Source organism: Azotobacter chroococcum (assembly GCF_004339665.1).
Lineage (GTDB): Bacteria > Pseudomonadota > Gammaproteobacteria > Pseudomonadales > Pseudomonadaceae > Azotobacter > Azotobacter chroococcum.
In genome coordinates this window covers 38173-56362 of sequence record NZ_SMMU01000002.1, presented here as the reverse complement: position 1 = coordinate 56362, position 18190 = coordinate 38173, and the positions used below count along the sequence as shown (strand labels likewise).

Below are 18190 nucleotides of genomic sequence, written 5' to 3'. Positions count from 1 at the left end.
GTAAGCTGTAAACCATGAGCAAAACAGTCACTAATTCAGTTTCGGCCCGCGGCCCGGCCGATCACGAGGTGCGAGATCAAATCGTTGTCGCAGCTACCGAGCACTTCAGCCGGTATGGCTACGAGAAGACGACCGTCTCCGATCTCGCCAAAGCTATCGGTTTTTCCAAGGCCTACATCTACAAGTTCTTCGAGTCCAAGCAGGCCATTGGCGAGATGATCTGCGCGAATTGCCTGCGCCAGATCGAGTCCGAGGTCAGAGCGGCCGTCGATGAGGCCGATCGACCGCCGGAGAAGCTGCGGCGGATGTTCAAGGCGATCGTCGCGGCGAGCCTTCGCCTGTTTTTCCAGGACCGTAAGCTCTACGAGATTGCGGCTTCGGCGGCAACCGAGCGCTGGCAGGCGGCGCTCGCTTATGAAGAGCGCATTCGGAAGTTGCTTCAGGACATCTTGCAGGAAGGTCGGCAAACCGGAGACTTCGAGCGCAAGACGCCTCTCGATGAAACCGTGATGGCGATTTATCTGGTCATGCGTCCTTACCTCAACCCGCTGCTCTTGCAGCATAGCTTCGACTACACCGACGAAGCGCCCGCCCAGCTGTCTGGCCTGGTGCTGCGCAGCCTGTCGCCCTGAGACGGGGAGGCCTTGTGACTATTGACTATTTTAGTCACTAGATTCAGAGTGGAGTCCTGACCGATTCGTCGATGGGACTCTCATGCTCCGGCGCCGCCTCTTTTTACCAACCGTCATCTGCGTATTGCCGTTTGCGTTGGTCGCCTGCGGCGAAAAAACACAATCCGATCCACGCGCCGAAGCGCCGCTGGTGCGTGTCGCCATCGTTCAGGGGGCAACCCCTGCGCCACGCGCCTTCACCGGGACCGTAGCTGCTCGAGTTCAGAGCGACCTGGGCTTTCGCGTCTCCGGCAAGGTGCTGGAGCGGCTTGTGGATACGGGACAAACCGTCAAACGCGGTCAGCCACTCATGCGCATCGATCCCGTCGATTTGAAGCTCGCAGCGCATGCGCAGCGGGAGGCTGTCGCTGCTGCGCGAGCGCGGGCGCAGCAAACGGCTGAGGATGAATCCCGCTACCGCAACCTGCGCGGAACCGGCGCGATATCGGCTTCGGCCTACGATCAGGTCAAGGCTGCGGCGGATGCCGCCAAGGCCCAGCTCAGTGCGGCCGAGGCCCAGGCTGAAGTTGCCCTCAACGCCACCCGTTATGCCGAGTTGCTGGCCGATGCCGATGGCATTGTCATGGAAACGTTGGTCGAACCCGGCCAAGTCGTCAATGCCGGCCAAGTCGTGGTGCGCTTGGCTCATGCCGGGCCCCGTGAAGCGGTTATCCAGTTGCCGGAAACCCTGCGCCCGGCGGTCGGTTCCGCCGCACAGGCCACGCTCTTCGGCAAAGAGGACGTTAGCGTTCCGACCAAGCTCCGGCAGCTATCGGATGCCGCAGATCGACTGACCCGCACCTTCGAGGCGCGCTATGTGCTGGAAGGGGAACTGGCCAACGCGCCGTTGGGCACCACGGTCACCCTGCAGATCCCGGCTGGGCATTCCTCCATGCAAGGCATCTTGCGGGTACCGATCGGCGCCCTGTACGACGCAGGCAAGGGCCCCGGAGTGTGGGTCATCCAGGGCGAACCAACGCAGGTTCACTGGCAGCCGGTCGTGGTCCAGCACCTGGACGATGAGGGGGCACGCATCACCGGTCAGCTCAAGCAAGGCGAGCGGATAGTCGCGCTCGGCGCGCACCTGCTGCACGACGGCCAGCAGGTGCGGGTGGCTGGTCAAGCCGCCGTCGCGGCGGCCGAGGGAGTCCGTCCGTGAGCGAAGGCCGTTTCAACCTGTCAGCGCTCGCCGTACGTGAGCGCTCCATCACCTTGTTCCTGATCTGTCTGATTTCGTTGGCCGGGCTCATTGCGTTCTTCAAGTTGGGCCGGGCGGAAGACCCAGCTTTCACGGTCAAGGTGATGACCATCATTACCGCCTGGCCCGGGGCCACCGCACAGGAAATGCAGGACCAAGTCGCCGAGAAGATCGAAAAGCGCCTGCAGGAGCTGCGCTGGTACGACCGCACCGAGACCTACACAAGACCCGGCTTGGCCTTCACGACCTTGACGTTGCTCGACAGCACACCGCCTTCGCAAGTGCCGGAGGAGTTCTACCAGGCCCGCAAGAAGGTCGGCGACGAGGCGAAGGAGCTTCCGTCTGGCGTGATCGGGCCGATGGTCAACGACGAATACTCGGATGTCACCTTTGCCTTGTTCGCCCTCAAGGCCAAGGGCGAGCCGCAGCGCTTGCTGGTACGCGACGCGGAGGCGCTGCGCCAGCGGCTGCTGCACGTGCCGGGGGTGAAGAAGGTCAACATCGTCGGCGAGCAGTCCGAGCGCGTCTATGTCGAGTTCTCGCATGAGCGCCTGGCAACCCTGGGCGTCGGCCCGCAGGAGGTGTTCGCCGCGCTCAACAGCCAGAATGCCCTGACGCCGGCGGGCTCGGTGGAAACCAAGGGGCCGGAGGTGTTCATTCGCCTGGACGGCGCCTTCGACGAATTGCAGAAGATCCGCGACACGCCGGTTGTGGCGCAGGGCCGCACGCTGAAGCTGTCGGACATCGCCACCGTCAAGCGTGGCTATGAAGACCCGGCGACTTTCATGATTCGCAACGGCGGCGAACCTGCCTTGCTGCTGGGCATCGTCATGCGCGAAGGCTGGAACGGTCTCGGCCTGGGCAAGGCGCTGGACAGCGAGGTGCGTGCGATCAACGCCGAGCTGCCGCTGGGCATGAGCCTGAGCAAGGTCACGGATCAGGCCGTCAACATCAGCTCAGCGGTCGATGAGTTCATGGTCAAGTTCTTCGTCGCGCTGCTGGTGGTCATGCTGGTGAGCTTTATCAGCATGGGCTGGCGTGTGGGCGTGGTGGTCGCCGCGGCCGTGCCGCTGACGCTGGCGGTGGTCTTCGTGGTGATGGCCGCGACCGGCAAGAACTTCGACCGCATCACCCTGGGCTCCCTGATCCTGGCCCTGGGCCTGCTGGTGGACGACGCCATCATCGCCATCGAAATGATGGTGGTGAAGATGGAGGAAGGCTACAGCCGCATCGCCGCTTCCGCCTATGCCTGGAGCCATACCGCCGCGCCGATGCTGTCGGGCACGCTGGTGACGGCCGTGGGCTTCATGCCCAATGGCTTCGCCCGCTCCACGGCGGGCGAATACACCAGCAATATGTTCTGGATCGTCGGCATCGCACTGGTTGCGTCGTGGCTGGTGGCGGTGGTTTTCACGCCCTACTTCGGCGTCAAGCTGCTGCCTCACTTCAACAAGGTCGAAGGCGGCCACGAGGCGCTCTACGATACGCCGCGCTACAACCGCTTTCGCCGGGTGCTGGGGCGCGTCATCGCACACAAGTGGCTGGTCGCCGGTGCGGTGGTCGGCCTTTTCGTCCTGGCCATACTCGGCATGGGGTTGGTCAAGAAGCAGTTCTTTCCGATCTCCGATCGGCCCGAGGTGCTGGTCGAGGTGCAGATGCCCTACGGCACCTCGATCGCCCAGACCAGCGCCGCCACGGCGAAGGTGGAAGCCTGGCTGGCCGGGCAGGACAAAGCCAGGATCGTCACGGCTTACGTCGGCCAGGGCGCGCCGCGCTTCTACATGGCAATGGGGCCGGAACTGCCTGATCCGTCATTTGCCAAGATCGTGGTCCGCACGGACAACCAGGAAGAGCGCGAGGCGTTGAAACATCGTCTGCGCCAGGCGATTTCCGAGGGCCTCGCCGCCGAGGCGCGCGTGCGTGTCACCCAACTCGTGTTCGGCCCGTATTCGCCGTTTCCGGTCGCCTACCGCGTCACCGGCCCGGATGCGGAAAAGCTGCGCGACATCGCCGCCGACGTGCAGCAGGTCATGAATGCCAGCCCGATGATGCGCACGGTCAACACCGACTGGGGCACGCGCACGCCCACGCTGCATTTCACCTTGCAGCAGGACCGCTTGCAGGCCGTGGGGCTGACCTCCAGCGCCGTCGCGCAACAACTGCAGTTCCTGCTGAGCGGTGTGCCCGTTACCGCCGTGCGCGAGGACATCCGCACGGTGCAGGTAGTGGCCCGTTCGGCCGGGGACACCCGCTTCGATCCGGCCAGGATCGCGGACTTCACCTTGGCGGGCGTCAACGGGCAACGCATCCCGCTGTCGCAGGTCGGGAAGGTCGATGTGCGCACGGAGGAACCGATCATGCGCCGGCGCGACCGCATGCCGACGATCACCGTGCGGGGCGACATTGCCGATGGCCTGCAGCCGCCGGACGTGTCGGCAGCAATTACCCGGCAGCTCCAGCCCGTCATGGAGAAACTGCCGAGCGGCTATCGCATCGAGCAGGCTGGCTCCATCGAAGAGTCAGGCAAGGCGACGGTGGCGATGTTGCCGCTGTTTCCCATCATGCTGGCGATCACCCTGATCATCCTCATTTTTCAGGTGCGCTCGATTTCCGCGATGGCCATGGTCTTTCTCACCAGTCCGCTGGGGCTGATCGGCGTGGTGCCTACGCTGATTCTTTTTCAGCAGCCATTCGGCATCAATGCGTTGGTCGGTCTGATTGCGCTATCAGGCATCCTGATGCGCAACACGCTGATTCTGATCGGGCAGATCCACCACAACGAGCAGGCGGGATTGGATCCGTTTCGTGCGGTCGTCGAAGCAACCGTGCAGCGTGCCCGCCCGGTGATCCTGACCGCATTGGCGGCAATCCTGGCTTTCATCCCGCTGACCCATTCGGTGTTCTGGGGAACGCTTGCCTACACGCTGATCGGCGGCACGTTCGCAGGAACCGTACTGACCCTGGTGTTCCTGCCGGCCATGTATTCCATCTGGTTCAAGATCGGGCCCGGCACAGTCACCCGCCCCATGGAGGCGCAGCACGCATGACCGGGGCTTGAGGTGATCGGATGTAGTTGTGTTCGCTTACCAGCGATAACCGATATGCGGCCAGAAAGAAGCAAACGGTGCTCGCTGCGAGGCGCCGACCGTGTGACAAGCGAGGTAGACGATGAGTGTCCGTAATGCAGTTCGTATCGTGGTGACGGGGACAGGTACCGTCGGACCACTGGGGTGCGGCACCGAGACGGTCTGGTCCCGTCTGTTGGCGGGACAGTCGGGCATCCGTGCCCTGCCTGCCGATCTGGCCGATGGTACCGGCTGCGCTGTAGGCGGGCGGGTGCCAACGCTGGAAGAGGACAGACAGGCGGGCTACGACCCGGAGCGAATCGTCGCCGCCAAGGAGCGCAAGAAGATGGATCGCTTCATCGAGTTTGCGCTCGTTGCCGCTCAGGAAGCCTTGGCGCAGGCGGCCTGGCAGCCGGCAGACGAGGAACAGCGGCAGCGAACCGCGACCATCATTGCATCCGGTGTCGGTGGGTTCGGTGCCATCGCCGAAGCCGTGCGCACCACGGACGAACGCGGGCCGCGCCGGCTCTCGCCATTCACCGCGCCTTCGTTTCTCGCCAATATGGCGGCCGGGCACGTCTCCATCCGGCACGGCTTCAAGGGGCCGCTCGGGGCACCGGTGACCGCCTGCGCGGCCGGGGCGCAAGCCATCGGTGATGCGGCCCGACTGATCCGTAGCGGCGAAGCGGATATTGCGGTGTGCGGCGGGACCGAGGCCGCGATCCATCGCGTCACGCTCGGAAGCTTTGCTGCGGCGCGTGCGTTGTCCACTGGATTCAACGACCGCCCCCAGCAAGCGTCGCGTCCGTTCGACCGCGGCCGGGATGGCTTCGTCATGGCCGAAGGCGCCGGCCTGCTGGTGATCGAATCGCTGGAACATGCGCTGGCACGCGGCGCACGGCCACTGGCGGAGCTGGTCGGCTACGGCACCAGCGCCGATGCCTATCACCTGACCGCCGGCCCGGAGAACGGTAGCGGCGCTCGACGCGCAATGGAGCAGGCGTTGCGGCAGGCCGGTATTGCCTCGGGCGATGTGCAGCACATCAATGCACATGCGACCTCCACTCAAGTTGGAGACCGGGGCGAGCTGGCCGCCATTCGGTCCGTCTTCGGGACCGGATCGGGCGTGGCGATCACATCGACCAAATCCAGTACCGGTCATCTACTGGGGGCGGCAGGCGGGATTGAGGCCATCTTCACCATCCTGGCGCTACGCGATCAGATCGTCCCGCCCACGCTGAACCTCGTTGATCCCGACGACGCGGCTGACGGACTCGATCTGGTTGGCCTGGTCGCGCGGCAAATGCCGATCCAGTACGCCCTGTCAAACGGGTTCGGGTTTGGTGGTGTCAATGCCAGCGTGCTGTTTCGTCGCTGGGAACCATTCCGATGAAACCCCTGATCCGGGAAGCCTCCGCTCATAGCGGATTGCAAGAGGCCCGGTTGGCCAGGCGACGAGAGGCTGGTACAGGCGGCTAGCGAGGCCTTCGCACCGCTCGGCTACAACCTTTCGCCAATGACGTTGGTGATGGCTGGATCGAATTCCACCCGATCGGCGTCCTGCTCGCGGTGGAGTCATGGAACCTCCCGATCCATGAGCTCACCCGCGTGATTGCACCGGCGATCGCAGTTGGCAACCCGGTAAGGTTTCTTCTGACATTCCGTGCAGTCACCTCCTGAGAACGACAGTGATCGACATGAAACGTTCGTATCTGGTGTTGCCCTTCTGCTGCGCGGCCTCCCTCGCCCAGGCCGCCGAACCGCCCGTCCAGCAGTACCGCTACGGCCTCCCCCTGGATATCGCCAGGGTCATCTCCATCGAGACGCCCTACGATCCCTATGTCTGCAGGATCGTCGACGCCAGGATGACCTACCTGGACTCCGCCGGCGAAACCAAGGTCGTCGCCTATCGCAAACTATCCGCCGGCTGCCTCCTGAAGACCTGATGCGCAGCCTTCCTGTCCCCACAGGGACGTGGGGTACAGGAGTTGACGGGACTCCCTCCTTGCCGTGCCGGCTGCACCGGCTGCATTAGTCGAGCAGCAGAAGCAGTGCGCAGAACGACATAAGACCGCAGAACAGCAGAACCAATGCCCGCTCCGGCAACGCATGGGCCATCCGCACGCCCCAGCCAACGCCGAACAGACCGCCGATCGCCAGGGAAATGCCCAGCATCCAGTCGACCCGCCTGTGCAGGGCGTAGGTGACCAGGCTGACCACCGTGCTGGGCTCGGCCATGGGCTCGGCCAGCGCCAGCGAAAGGCCCTGGGCGACGACCTGGCTACTGCTGCGCCTCCATCAGGGCCTGACAGGGCCGCCTGCTGACGCTTGAGCTGCTTGATGCTCAGTTGCCGGCGCGCCGAGGCTGCCCTGGTCGGGGGATTGGCCGCGGATGCAAGCCATAAATGACAATGCCCGCATCTTACGATACGGGCATTGTCCTCATCCGCCCCACCGACTGCCAGGTTTTCACACAGTCTGCGGAGGCGGCTTCTTCACCACGCGCTGCGGCTTACAGCAGCGGGCCGGCGTCGCGGATGGCGTCGGAGACGTCGAACTTCCTGAAGTTCTCGATGAACTGCCTGGCCAGGGCGCGCGCCGCCTCGTCGTAGGCGCTCTTGTCGGCCCAGGTGTTGCGCGGGTTGAGCAGCCCGGTGTCGACCCCCGGCACGACCTTCGGCACGTCCAGGTTGATGATCGGCAGGCGCTCGGTCTCGACGCCGATCAGCGCGCCGCTCTGGATCGCCGCGATCACGCCGCGGGTGGTCGGGATGTTGAAACGCTTGCCGACGCCGTAGCCGCCGCCGGTCCAGCCGGTGTTGACCAGGTACACCTTGGAGTCGTAGCCCTGGATGCGCTTGATCAGCAGCTCGGCGTACTCGCCGGCCGGGCGCGGGAAGAAGGGCGCACCGAAGCAGGTGGAGAAGGTCGACTTGATGCCGCCGCCGGAGCCCATCTCGGTGGAACCGACCAGCGCGGTGTAGCCGGACAGGAAATGGTAGGCCGCCTGCTCGTTGTCGAGGATCGACACCGGGGGCAGCACGCCGGTCAGGTCGCAGGTGAGGAAGATCACCGCATTGGGTTCGCCGGCGCGGTTGTCCGCCACGCGTTTCTCGATCAGCTCGCGCGGGTAGGCGGCGCGGGTGTTCTGGGTCAGGCTGCTGTCGGCGTAGTCGGGCTGGCGCGAACGCTCGTCGAGCACCACGTTCTCCAGCACGGCGCCGAACTGGATGGCCTTCCAGATGACGGGCTCGTTCTTCTCGGACAGGTCGATGCACTTGGCATAGCAGCCGCCCTCGATGTTGAACACGGTGCCCTCGCCCCAGCCGTGCTCGTCGTCGCCGATCAGGTAGCGACTCGGGTCGGCGGACAGGGTGGTCTTGCCGGTGCCGGACAGGCCGAAGAACAGGGTCACGTCGCCCTCCTCGCCCGTGTTGGCGGCGCAGTGCATCGGCAGCACGTCGACTTCCGGCAGCAGGAAGTTCTGCACGGAGAACATTGCCTTCTTCATCTCGCCGGCGTACTGCATGCCGGCCAGCAGGACCCGCTTGGCGGCGAAGTTGATGATCACGCAGCCGTCGGAATTGGTGCCGTCGCGCTCCGGCACGCACTCGAAGTGGGGGGCGTTGAGGATCTGCCATTCACCCTTGCCGGCGGGGTTGAACTTTTCCGGGTTGATGAACAGGCAGCGGCCGAACAGGTTGTGCCAGGCCGTTTCGGTGGTCATCTTGACCGCCAGGTAGTATTCAGGATTGGCGCCTACATGGACGTGCGAAACGAAGCGGTCACGTTCGCCAAGGTAAGCTTCGACGCGCGACCAGAGGGCGTCGAACTTGTCGCTGGGGAAGGGACGGTTGATGCTGCCCCAGGCAATCTTGTGCTGAGTGCCCGGTTCCTCGACGATGAAGCGGTCGCTCGGGGATCGCCCGGTGCGATGGCCGGTCCGAACCACCAGCGAACCGTTGGCGGCCAGTTCGCCTTCTCCGCGGCGGAGGGCTTCTTCTACCAATTGTGCGGCGCTGATGTCGGTAAACACGGCTTGAGTGGCTTGCGTCATGTGCGTCCGATCGGCTTGTGGCCGATTCCTCCATACGTTTTGTAGCGCGACATCCGGTCACGCTACAGGGAAAAGATAAAAAAAGTGCGGCGATCATACCAGAAAAGCCGACGACACAGTAGGAGCCGCTAGTCTGGCAAAGGTTCCCTGCCGTCACACCATCGGCCGGAACGCGACCGGCGCTGCCGAGGTTTTTCGAAGACAAGCAGGCCCCTGCCCCCCCTTGCCGGAGCAGGCCTTTGCCGAAAAATCCGTGCATCCGGGCCGGCCGATCACGGGCGGCCCGGCCGCTCAATGTCGGGTCGCCGAGGGCGCCTCGCTGCCGCCGCCGGCGAACAGCTGGGCGATGTCGCTGGCATCGAACTCGTAGCGCTGGTTGCAGAACTGGCAGTCGACCACCACCAGGCCGCTGCGCTCGCGCAGCAGCTGCTCGGCATCCGCGTGCCCCAGGCTGGACAGGGCGTTGGCCGAGCGCTCGCGCGAACAGCTGCAGCGAAAGCGCAGCGGCAGCGGCTCGAACAGGCGCACGGCCTCCTGGTGGTAGAGCCGGCGCAGCAGGGTCTCGTTGTCCAGCGCGAGCAGCTCCTCGGCGGTCAGGGTATCGGCCAGGGTGACCAGGTGCTCCCAGCTGGCCGCGCGCGCCTCGGCATCCTTCTGGCGGTCGCCGGGCAACTGCTGGAGCAGGAAGCCGCGGGCGCGACGGCCGTCGGCATTGAGCCAGAAGCGCGTCGGCAGCTGCTCCGAACTGGCGAAATAGCCGGACAGGCAGTCGGCCAGGCTGTCGCCCTGCAGTTCGACGATGCCCTGGTAGCGCTGCCCCTGGGCGGGATCGACGGTCAGGGTCAGCAGGCCCTCGGGCATCAGCTCGCGCAGCCCGGCGCCGGCCGGGATCTGCTCGGCGTGATAGCGGGCGATACCGCGCACCTCGCAGTCGCTGGAGCACTCGACCATGAGCAGGGGCACCGCCCCCGGGGAGCGCGCCTGCAGCACCAGCAGGCCGTCGAACTTGAGGGTGCCGACCAGCAGCGCGGCGGCGGCGAGCATCTCGCCGAGCAGCTGGGCGACCGGCTCGGGATAGGGGTGCTTGGCCAGCACCTCGGCGTAGCTGCCGCGCAGGTCGGCCAGTTCGCCGCGCACGTCGGTGTCGTCAAAGAGAAAGCGTTGGGTGAAATCGAAATCGGGCATATCGGCTGGCCATGTCGGGGAACAGAGCTGGCCTGCAGCCAGTCCTCGGAGTCGGAAAAAGCAAAATCGCCACAAGCGGCCGACTCGCAGGGAAATTCTAGAAAGAAAGCGGGAAGCCTCCAAGTTTTCCATCATCTCCCGTTTCGACACGATAGTACCGCTCGTCGGGTGAAATGATAATTTCCCGCTCCTAACCAATACTTCAACAGCTCAGAAAAATATAAGGAATTGAATAGGTTACAGGAGGGTGATGGCCATTGTTATGCCATCTAGGGAGTGTCAGACAGACATCAAGCCGCCTGCTTGACAGTCTCCTTGTACGACCGCCTATACCTGTAACACCGCACTCCCCCAACGAGGCACGCCAACATGGACGTGAGTGTTTTCGGTACCGGATACGTCGGCCTGGTTCAGGCTGCTGCCCTGGCCGACGTCGGCCACCGGGTTCTCTGCGTCGACATCGACGAGCTGAAGATCCAGCAGTTGCAGCGGGCGGTTCCGCCCATCCAGGAGCCTGGCCTGTCCGCCATGATCGACGACAACCTGCGCGAGGGCCGGCTGTCCTTCAGCACCCAGGCCAGCGATGCGGTGATTCACGGCCAGCTGATCTTCATCGCCGTCGGCACCCCGCCGGACGAGGACGGCTCCGCCGACCTGCGCCACGTGCTGGGGGTGACCCGCGAAATCGCCAGCCACATGCAGGCCGACCGCACCCTGGTGATCAAGTCCACCGTGCCGGTGGGCACCGCCAGCCAGGTGGAGACGGTCGCCCGCGACGAACTCGACCGCCTGGGCAAGGGCCAGCTGGCGGTGCGGGTGGTGTCCAATCCGGAATTTCTCAAGGAGGGCAGCGCGGTCAACGACTGCATCCGCCCCGACCGGATCATCGTCGGCAGCGACGACGAGCAGGCCCGCGCCCAGCTCGCCGAGCTCTACGCGCCCTTCTGCCGCAGCCGCGACAAGCTGATCTTCATGGACAACCGCAGCGCCGAGCTGACCAAGTACGCGGCCAACGCCATGCTGGCCACGCGCATCAGCCTGATGAACGAGCTGGCCAACCTGGCCGAGCAACTGGGTGCCGACATCGAGGCGGTGCGCCGCGGCATCGGCTCCGACCCGCGCATCGGCTACCACTTCATCTACCCCGGCTGCGGCTTCGGCGGCTCCTGCTTTCCCAAGGACCTGCGCGCCCTGCTGCACACCGCCAGAGCCAGCGGCCAGCCGCTGCGCCTGCTGCAGAGCGTCCAGGAGGTCAACGAGACGCAGCGCCTGGTGCCGTTCCAAAAGCTGCAGAAGCTCTATCCCGGGGGACTGGCCGGCAAGTCCATCGCCCTCTGGGGACTGGCCTTCAAGCCCAACACCGACGACATGCGCGAGGCGCCCAGCCGCTGCCTGATGGAGGCCCTGTGGCGCGAGGGCGCGACGGTGCACGCCTTCGACCCCGAAGCCATGTCCGAATGCCGGCGCCTGTACGGCTACCGCGACGACCTGGTGCTCTGCGCCACCCGCGACGACACCCTGCAGGACGCCGACGCGCTGGTCATCTGCACCGAGTGGAAGGCCTTCCGGGTGGTCGACTTCGAGCTGCTCGCGCACAAGCTGCGCGACCGCCTGGTCATCGACGGGCGCAACCTCTACAACCCCCAGCAGCTGGCTGCCGCCGGCCTGCGCTACCTGGGCATCGGCCTGCCGCAGGTCGCCCCCCGGGCAGGTGCGCAATGAAGGTCCTGGTCACCGGCGCGGCCGGCTTCATCGGCGCCCACTGCGTGCGCCGGCTGCTGCTCGACGGCCATGAGGTCATCGGCCTGGACAACTTCAACGACTACTACGCCCCGGCCCTGAAGGAGGACCGGGTGCGCTGGGTATGCCAGGAGGCCGGCGACTTTCCGCTGCGGCGGCTGGATCTCGGCGATGCCGCCGGCATCGCCGACCTGTTCGCCAGCCAGCGCCCGGAAGTGGTGGTCCACCTGGCCGCCCAGGCCGGCGTGCGCCACTCGCTGAGCCATCCGCAGGACTACGTGCAGAGCAACCTGGCAGGCTTCCTGAACATCCTCGAAGGCTGCCGCCAGCAGCCGGTGCAGCACCTGATCTACGCTTCGTCCAGCTCGGTGTACGGCGCCAACCAGCACACCCCCTATTCGGTGCAGGACAACGTCGACCACCCCCTGTCACTGTACGCTGCGAGCAAGAAGGCCAACGAGCTGATGGCCCACAGCTACAGCCACCTGTTCGGCATTCCCGCCACCGGCCTGCGCTTCTTCACCGTCTACGGCCCCTGGGGCCGGCCGGACATGTCGCCGATCCAGTTCGCCCAGGCCATCGTCGAGGGGCGGCCGCTGCGCCTGTTCAACCATGGCCAGCACCGGCGCGACTTCACCTACATCGACGACATCATCGAAGGGCTGGTGCGGCTGCTGGCGCAGCCGCCCCAGCCCGATCCGCACTGGGACCGCGAACGGCCCCGCGCGGAAAGCAGCATGGCGCCGTGGCGCCTGTACAACATCGGCGGGCATCGACCGATCGCCCTCACCGACTACATTGACACCTTGGAAAGGCATCTGGGCCGCAAGGCCCAACGAGAATTGCTGCCTTTGCAGCCCGGGGACGTGCTCGACACTTATGCCGACGTCTCGGAATTGCAACGGGACACCGGCTTTCAGCCCCAGGTCAGTCTCGAAGAAGGCCTCGCCCGCTTCGTATCCTGGTTTTGCCACTACTACAGGATCGGCAGTCCCGATGCCGCGGCGCTCTCATCCGCTGCCATGGCCGGGGATCTGCCGCATGAGGTAATGCGCAATGAATGCCCCGGGAAACTCGTTCCAACAACCCAGCTTCGCCAAGGATAGCCAGTACCGCCTCAAGGAAAAACGCACCGATCCCTCGCAGCGCGAAAAGATCGAGAACGCCCTCTGGGTCCACAACTGCGGCTGGCTCAGCGGACGCCAGGGCGGCCGCCCCTGGACCCTGTCCCGCACCAAGCGCGTCAGCGAGGCGCTCGCCGCCCTCCTCCTGCTGCTCCTGCTCTCCCCCCTGCTGCTCGGCATCGCCCTGCTGATCAGGCTGGGCAGCCCGGGCCCCGTGCTGTTCGTCCAGCAGCGCACCGGCTTTCGCGGGCGCCGCTTCGGCATGTTCAAGTTCCGCAGCATGGTGGCCGACGCCGAGGCCCTGAAGGAGTCGCTGCGCCACCTGAACAAGCACGGCCCCGACGCCATCGACTTCAAGATCGACGCCGACCCGCGGGTGACGCCGATCGGCCAGTGGCTGCGCCGCACCAGTCTCGACGAGCTGCCCAACCTGATCAACGTGGTGCGTGGCGAGATGCGCCTGGTCGGCCCGCGCCCTACCTCGTTCAACGCCAGCCGCTACCACCTGCACCACCTCGGCCGGCTGAGCATCTACCCCGGCATGACCGGCCTCTGGCAGATCTCCGGGCGCAGCGACGTCGACTTCGACGACCGGGTCGAGCTCGACATGACCTACATCCGCCGACAGGGTCCCCTGCTGGACCTGTGGATTCTCCTGAAAACCCCCCTCGAAGTGTTCTACGGCCATGGCGCCAGCTGAACCTTCCCTTTCTTCAGGCCGTGCACGCCTCAGGAGTCAGCCCATGACCATGCTCCGTTCCGAGCAAACCACGCTCCTGCTGGAGCAGGACCAGCGTGTCCTCAGTCCCAGCGAAGTCAACCTGGCAGCCACGCTACTCGACCAGAACTGCCGGACCCTGCTGATGATCGCCCCGACCAGCGGCTGCGGCACCACCACCAGCGCCCTGAGCATGGCCCGGCAACTGGCCCACTCCGCCAAGGGCAAGCTGCTGCTGGTCGACGCCAGCCCCTCGGCCACCGGCCTCAGCTCGCGCCTGGGCATGGCGGCCGACCCGGGCCTGTTCGAGCTGCTGCACAGCCAGAATCCCGAAGGCGAGCTGCGCCGCTGCATCCAGCAGCACCCTGAACTGCCCTTCGACCTGCTGCCGCTCGGCCAGCCCTCGCCGGCGGCCGGCCGCTTCACCGCCGAGGACCTGCAGCACCTGCTCGACTGCCTGGCCTCCCGCTACCGCTTCGTGGTGGTCGACGCCGAGGCCGTCTACAGCGGCACCAGCGGCCTGACCCTGGCGGCCATGGCCGACGCCGTGGTGCTGGTGGTCCGCGCCGAGGAAACCCGCCTGGAAGTCGCTCAGGCCGCCGTGCAGCGCCTGCGCCAGGCCAACGCCAAGCTGCTCGGCAGCGTATTCAACGCCCGCCGGTTCTACATGCCGAAGTGGCTCTACAGGCTGCTCTGATCACGGATCGCACCCACAGGACGGACGCCACCATGCACAAACCAATCCTCCCCCTGCTCGCCTTCCTGGCCCTGGCCGGCTGCAGCAGCCAGCGCTCGATCCCTGCCTACATCCTCACCGCCCCCGAGGAGCAGGCCACGCAGAGCGAACTGATCCCGGTGACCCAGGTGCTGCGCCCGCAGGATGTCCTCGACGTGATCTTCCACATCGAGATGGACTCGCCCAACGCCTATCGCATCCAGCCCGGCGACCAGTTGGAGATCCAGTTCGCCACCGCCAAGGGCCTGACCGGCATCAAGACGGTGATGCCCGACGGCACCGTCAACCTGGAATACGTCGGCAGCCTGAAGGTCGCCGGGCTGACCGTCGAGGAAGCCCAGGCGCAGATGGTCGAGCGCTACCGGGAGACCCTGCGCACGCCGCTGATCACCGTCTCCGTGGCCAAGGCGCAGACCCGCGCGCAGCACCTGCGCGACACCCTGTTCAGCCCCAACAGCGGGATGAGCCGGGACATCACCATCGGCGCCGACGGCCGCGCCACCTTCCCGATGCTCGGCAGCATCCGCCTGAGCGGCATGAGCCGAGACGAGCTCGAGAAGCTCTTGAACGAGCGCTACCGCGAGGAGGTCGGGCCGATCCAGGTCGACGTGCTGCTCAAGGCCACCGCCGCCAACGAGATCTACGTGCTCGGCGAGGTCGGCCAGCCCGGCGCCTATCCGGTGCGCCGGCCGATCTCGGTGCTCGAGGCGCTGACCATGGCGCGCGGCCACAACCCGGTCACCGCCGACCTCGACTCGGTGCTGGTCCTGCACCGCCGGGGCGACCAGGTGGTATCGCGCACCTACGACCTCGAGGAACTGCTCGACAACGACGCCGACAGCGTCGCCTACCTGCAGCCGGACGACCTGCTCTTCGTGCCGCGCAGCGGCCTGACCAGCGCCGGCGACACCATGCGCCAGCTGGCCGACGTGATGCTCTTCAGCGGCTTCAACTTCGGCTTCTCCTATCAGGTCGACAACAAGGATGATGGAGACAACTAGCGATGGACACCCTCAGACACGAAAACCCGCTCTATCCGCTCCTCTACACGCTGTACGCCAACCGCCGGCTGATCAAGCGGGTGTTCCTGGCCTTCGCCGCCCTCGTCCTGCTGTTGCCGCTCCTGCTCAGATCGACCTACGACATCAGTGCGGAAGTCCTGGTGCAATCCAAGAAGGTGGCGCAGACCGAGCCCAACAGCGCCAGCCTGCAGCAGGAAACCGACAAGTTCCTGCCGCCGACCCTGGCCGACATGGAAACCGAAAGCAGCATCCTGCGCTCGCCCGAGCTGGTCCGGGCGACCCTCGACTCGCTGCGCCAGGAAGGCCACTTCGCCGAGGAGGACGGCCTGCTCAAGCAGGTGCTGCTCAACCCGCTGCGCGACTACCTGATCAACCCCCTGCGCGAGCGGCTGCTCGACCCGCTGCTCGCCGCCCTCGGCTTCGCCGCCGAACCGGTGCGCGACAGCCGCCTGGACGAGCTGACCCTAGCCACCCTGGAGGACCTCGAGGTCGTCCCGCTGCCCGGCTCCAACGTCATCGCCGTGCACTACCGGGCCGGCGAGCCGGCCCTCGGCACCCTGTTCGTCAACCGCCTGCTCGACACCTACCTGATGCGCCGTCACGCCCTGCACTCCAACGACCTGCCGGAAGCCTTCTACGAGCAGAAGAAGGCCCAGTACCAGAACCAGCTGGGCGATCTCGAGAGCCAGCGCCTGGCCCTGCTCGGACGGGTCAACGCGGCCAATCCCGAGGAGGAGATCACCTTCCGCCTCAACGCCATCAACCAGGAAGAGCAGGCCCTCAACCAGTACCGCGACCGCCTGCTGGAAAACCAGCGCTGGGTCGACTACCTGCAGAACAGCCTGGCCATGGCACGCAAGGCCAGGCTGACCGATTACGGCTTTCCCTACACCTTCGCCAACACCCTCAACAACGCGTCCTTCGAAGACCGCGAAATCCGTCAGCTGGGCGACCGGCTGATCGAGCAGATCGGCCAGTACGGCGCCGAAACCGACGTCTACAACCCGAACAGCGCGCCGATGCAAAACCTCTACGCGCAGATCAGCCGGACCCGCCAGCAGTTCCTCCAGGTGATCGGCAACCGCATCAGCGAGCGCCAGAAGGAGCTGGAGGTCCTCTCCGGCGTGATCGCCCAGAAGACCACCCGGATCACGGAATACCAGGCGCGGATTCGCGAACTGCAGGACGCGCAGGGCGGCCTGCGCCAGCTCAACACCGAGATCGAGGCCCTGCACCAGGCCTTCTTCACCTACACCCAGCGCTACGAGGAAAGCCGCAGCCGCGCCCTGCTCGACGGCGGCCAGTCCAACGCCAAGGTCCTCAGCCGGCCCTTCGAGCCCACCGCGGCGAGCTTTCCCCAGCCCCTGCAGATCATTCCCCTCGGCCTGCTCACCGCCCTGCTGCTGGCGATTGCCGCCGGCTACATCCGCGAGTTCTTCGACCATCGCTTCAAGCATCCCGAGCAGCTGCCGAACCAGCTCGGCCTGCCCGTGCTGATGACCATCAACGACACGCAGCCCACCGCGCTGCCCAATCCGCACAAACCCGGGAGCCTGCCATGGATTCGACACTGGGCCAGCGACTGAGCACCCGTCAGAAGGAGGCGCCGCTGCGGATCGCCCACCTGCTCAGCAGCGGCGGCTTCTACGGTCTCGAACGGATGCTCCTCGAGCACTGCCAGTACGCGCCCGGCCAGCACCGGGTGCTCCTGCTCGACGGCCCCGAGCCGCTGGCCCAGCGCTTTCGCGAGGCCGGCGTGGAGCTGAGCCGCTGCACCGGCCTGGGCAGCCTGCTGCGCCAGCTGGGGCAGTCGGACGCTCGGCCAACGCTGCTCAACGGCCACGGCTTCAAGGGCCTGGTCTACGGCTGGCTGAGCGCGCTCTGTCTCGGCCTGCCGCTGATCGTCACCCAGCACGGCTTCACCCCGCGCAGCCGCAAGCAGCGCTTCTACGCCTGGCTCAGCCTGCGCCTGTGCCGCACCGCGCAGGTCCGCGCAGTGGTCTGCGTGGCCGACAGCATCGCCCGCCTGCACCGCCAGGCCGGGGTGCGCGCCGGCAAGCTGCACGTGCTGCCCAACGGCCTGCCGCCAGCCCCCGCGGTCACCTACCTGCGGCCGCCGGCAGCCCCCCCGGCCCCGCTGATCGGCTTCGTCGGCCGCCTCAGCGCGGAAAAGGGCCCGGATCTGTTCGTCGAGCTGGCCATCGCCCTGTGCCGGCGCAATCCGCGCCTGCACGCCGTACTGCTCGGCGAGGGTCCGCAGCAGGAGGCCCTGCAGCAGAGCATCGACGACGCCGACCTGCACGGGCGCATCCTCCTGCCCGGCTACCGGAAAGACCTGCCGGCCTGGCTGCGCGCCCTCGACGTGTTGGTGATCAGCTCGCGCACCGAGGGTACGCCGATGGTCCTGCTGGAAGCCATGCAGGCCGGCGTGCCGGTGGCCGCCTTCGCCGTGGGCGGCATTCCCGACGTGCTCGACCACGAGGCGTCCGGCCTACTCGTCGCGCCCGGCGAGGTCGACGAACTGGCCCGGCAGGTGGCGCGCCTGCTGCTCGACAAGACGCTGTGCCGGACGCTGACCGAACAGGCCAGACTCGCCCAGCTGCGCCACTACCACCTGCCGGCCCAGACCGAGCGCTGGCGGCAGCTGTACCGCAACGCAGTCGGAGAGTAAGGC

15 protein-coding genes and 1 pseudogene are annotated in these 18190 nt (G+C 66.1%); 13 read left to right on the top strand and 3 right to left on the bottom strand.

Features of this window, described 5'->3' with window-relative positions:
• Positions 1-14 precede the first annotated feature (14 nt).
• From EV691_RS02365 to EV691_RS02340, 6 genes are all read left to right on the top strand, one after another.
• A complete protein-coding gene (locus EV691_RS02365; protein ID WP_131298980.1) occupies positions 15-632 on the top strand; it encodes a TetR/AcrR family transcriptional regulator in 618 nt (205 codons plus the stop codon).
• An 82-nt stretch (positions 633-714) separates the two neighbouring features.
• Positions 715-1830 (top strand): efflux RND transporter periplasmic adaptor subunit, encoded by a 1116-nt coding sequence (locus tag EV691_RS02360; protein ID WP_131298981.1) that lies wholly within the window; start codon positions 715-717, stop codon positions 1828-1830.
• Positions 1827-4916 carry an efflux RND transporter permease subunit gene (locus EV691_RS02355; RefSeq protein ID WP_131298982.1) on the top strand — a complete coding sequence of 1030 codons (3090 nt, stop codon included), beginning with the start codon at positions 1827-1829 and terminating at the stop codon, positions 4914-4916. The genes EV691_RS02360 and EV691_RS02355 overlap by 4 nt, the downstream gene beginning before the upstream one ends.
• A 121-nt stretch (positions 4917-5037) precedes the next feature.
• A complete protein-coding gene (fabF, locus tag EV691_RS02350; RefSeq protein WP_131298983.1) occupies positions 5038-6327 on the top strand; it encodes a beta-ketoacyl-ACP synthase II in 1290 nt (429 codons plus the stop codon).
• Between the two features lie 143 nt (positions 6328-6470).
• The gene (locus tag EV691_RS24225) at positions 6471-6614 is read left to right on the top strand and encodes an aldehyde dehydrogenase family protein (protein ID WP_131299029.1); all 144 of its coding nucleotides are present in this window, start codon (positions 6471-6473) and stop codon (positions 6612-6614) included.
• Positions 6615-6631: 17 nt separating this feature from the next.
• Positions 6632-6880 carry a DUF2790 domain-containing protein gene (locus tag EV691_RS02340; protein ID WP_242672565.1) on the top strand — a complete coding sequence of 83 codons (249 nt, stop codon included), beginning with the start codon at positions 6632-6634 and terminating at the stop codon, positions 6878-6880.
• An 85-nt stretch (positions 6881-6965) separates the two neighbouring features.
• On the opposite strand, the pseudogene EV691_RS02335 reads toward EV691_RS02340, so the two are convergent.
• The 3 genes and pseudogenes from EV691_RS02335 to hslO all read right to left on the bottom strand — a co-directional run.
• Positions 6966-7217 (bottom strand): annotated as a pseudogene (locus tag EV691_RS02335) (TSUP family transporter); the annotation flags it as partial.
• Positions 7218-7446: 229 nt separating this feature from the next.
• A complete protein-coding gene (locus tag EV691_RS02330) occupies positions 7447-8991 on the bottom strand; it encodes a phosphoenolpyruvate carboxykinase (RefSeq protein ID WP_131298985.1) in 1545 nt (514 codons plus the stop codon).
• Between the two features lie 291 nt (positions 8992-9282).
• On the bottom strand, positions 9283-10176 hold the full coding sequence (gene hslO / locus EV691_RS02325) for an Hsp33 family molecular chaperone HslO (protein ID WP_039806244.1): 894 nt from the start codon (positions 10174-10176) through the stop codon (positions 9283-9285).
• 369 nt (positions 10177-10545) lie between these two features.
• Here hslO and EV691_RS02320 point away from each other — a divergent pair, with 369 nt between their 5' ends.
• The 7 genes from EV691_RS02320 to EV691_RS02290 are packed head-to-tail and all read left to right on the top strand — an operon-like array spanning position 10546 to position 18187.
• On the top strand, positions 10546-11898 hold the full coding sequence (locus EV691_RS02320; RefSeq protein WP_131298986.1) for a UDP-glucose dehydrogenase family protein: 1353 nt from the start codon (positions 10546-10548) through the stop codon (positions 11896-11898).
• Positions 11895-13022: an NAD-dependent epimerase gene (locus EV691_RS02315; protein ID WP_131298987.1), complete on the top strand. Its 1128-nt coding sequence runs from the start codon at positions 11895-11897 to the stop codon at positions 13020-13022. Before EV691_RS02320 ends, EV691_RS02315 begins: the two co-directional genes overlap by 4 nt.
• Complete coding sequence (locus tag EV691_RS02310) at positions 12973-13740, top strand: sugar transferase (RefSeq protein WP_242672566.1); 768 nt, start codon at positions 12973-12975, stop codon at positions 13738-13740. Before EV691_RS02315 ends, EV691_RS02310 begins: the two co-directional genes overlap by 50 nt.
• Before the next feature lie 43 nt (positions 13741-13783).
• On the top strand, positions 13784-14455 hold the full coding sequence (locus tag EV691_RS02305; RefSeq protein ID WP_131298988.1) for a CpsD/CapB family tyrosine-protein kinase: 672 nt from the start codon (positions 13784-13786) through the stop codon (positions 14453-14455).
• 32 nt (positions 14456-14487) lie between these two features.
• Positions 14488-15495: a polysaccharide biosynthesis/export family protein gene (locus EV691_RS02300; RefSeq protein ID WP_089169376.1), complete on the top strand. Its 1008-nt coding sequence runs from the start codon at positions 14488-14490 to the stop codon at positions 15493-15495.
• Between the two features lie 2 nt (positions 15496-15497).
• Positions 15498-17102, top strand: coding sequence for a GumC family protein (locus EV691_RS02295; protein WP_131298989.1), 1605 nt, complete (start codon positions 15498-15500; stop codon positions 17100-17102).
• Positions 17075-18187: a glycosyltransferase family 4 protein gene (locus tag EV691_RS02290; protein WP_131298990.1), complete on the top strand. Its 1113-nt coding sequence runs from the start codon at positions 17075-17077 to the stop codon at positions 18185-18187. Before EV691_RS02295 ends, EV691_RS02290 begins: the two co-directional genes overlap by 28 nt.
• Positions 18188-18190: the final 3 nt, after the last annotated feature.

What these genes read in the sequence shown, in the direction of transcription:
- EV691_RS02300 (WP_089169376.1), top strand. Translation starts at nt 14,488, where the DNA reads ATGCACAAACCAATCCTCCCCCTGCTCGCCTTCCTGGCCCTGGCCGGC.
- EV691_RS02310 (WP_242672566.1), top strand. Translation starts at nt 12,973, where the DNA reads ATGAATGCCCCGGGAAACTCGTTCCAACAACCCAGCTTCGCCAAGGAT.
- EV691_RS02320 (WP_131298986.1), top strand. Translation starts at nt 10,546, where the DNA reads ATGGACGTGAGTGTTTTCGGTACCGGATACGTCGGCCTGGTTCAGGCT.
- EV691_RS02340 (WP_242672565.1), top strand. Translation starts at nt 6,632, where the DNA reads ATGAAACGTTCGTATCTGGTGTTGCCCTTCTGCTGCGCGGCCTCCCTC.
- EV691_RS02290 (WP_131298990.1), top strand. Translation starts at nt 17,075, where the DNA reads ATGGATTCGACACTGGGCCAGCGACTGAGCACCCGTCAGAAGGAGGCG.
- EV691_RS02365 (WP_131298980.1), top strand. Translation starts at nt 15, where the DNA reads ATGAGCAAAACAGTCACTAATTCAGTTTCGGCCCGCGGCCCGGCCGAT.
- fabF (WP_131298983.1), top strand. Translation starts at nt 5,038, where the DNA reads ATGAGTGTCCGTAATGCAGTTCGTATCGTGGTGACGGGGACAGGTACC.
- EV691_RS02305 (WP_131298988.1), top strand. Translation starts at nt 13,784, where the DNA reads ATGACCATGCTCCGTTCCGAGCAAACCACGCTCCTGCTGGAGCAGGAC.
- EV691_RS02315 (WP_131298987.1), top strand. Translation starts at nt 11,895, where the DNA reads ATGAAGGTCCTGGTCACCGGCGCGGCCGGCTTCATCGGCGCCCACTGC.
- hslO (WP_039806244.1), bottom strand. Translation starts at nt 10,176, where the DNA reads ATGCCCGATTTCGATTTCACCCAACGCTTTCTCTTTGACGACACCGAC.
- EV691_RS02360 (WP_131298981.1), top strand. Translation starts at nt 715, where the DNA reads ATGCTCCGGCGCCGCCTCTTTTTACCAACCGTCATCTGCGTATTGCCG.
- EV691_RS02295 (WP_131298989.1), top strand. Translation starts at nt 15,498, where the DNA reads ATGGACACCCTCAGACACGAAAACCCGCTCTATCCGCTCCTCTACACG.
- EV691_RS02330 (WP_131298985.1), bottom strand. Translation starts at nt 8,991, where the DNA reads ATGACGCAAGCCACTCAAGCCGTGTTTACCGACATCAGCGCCGCACAA.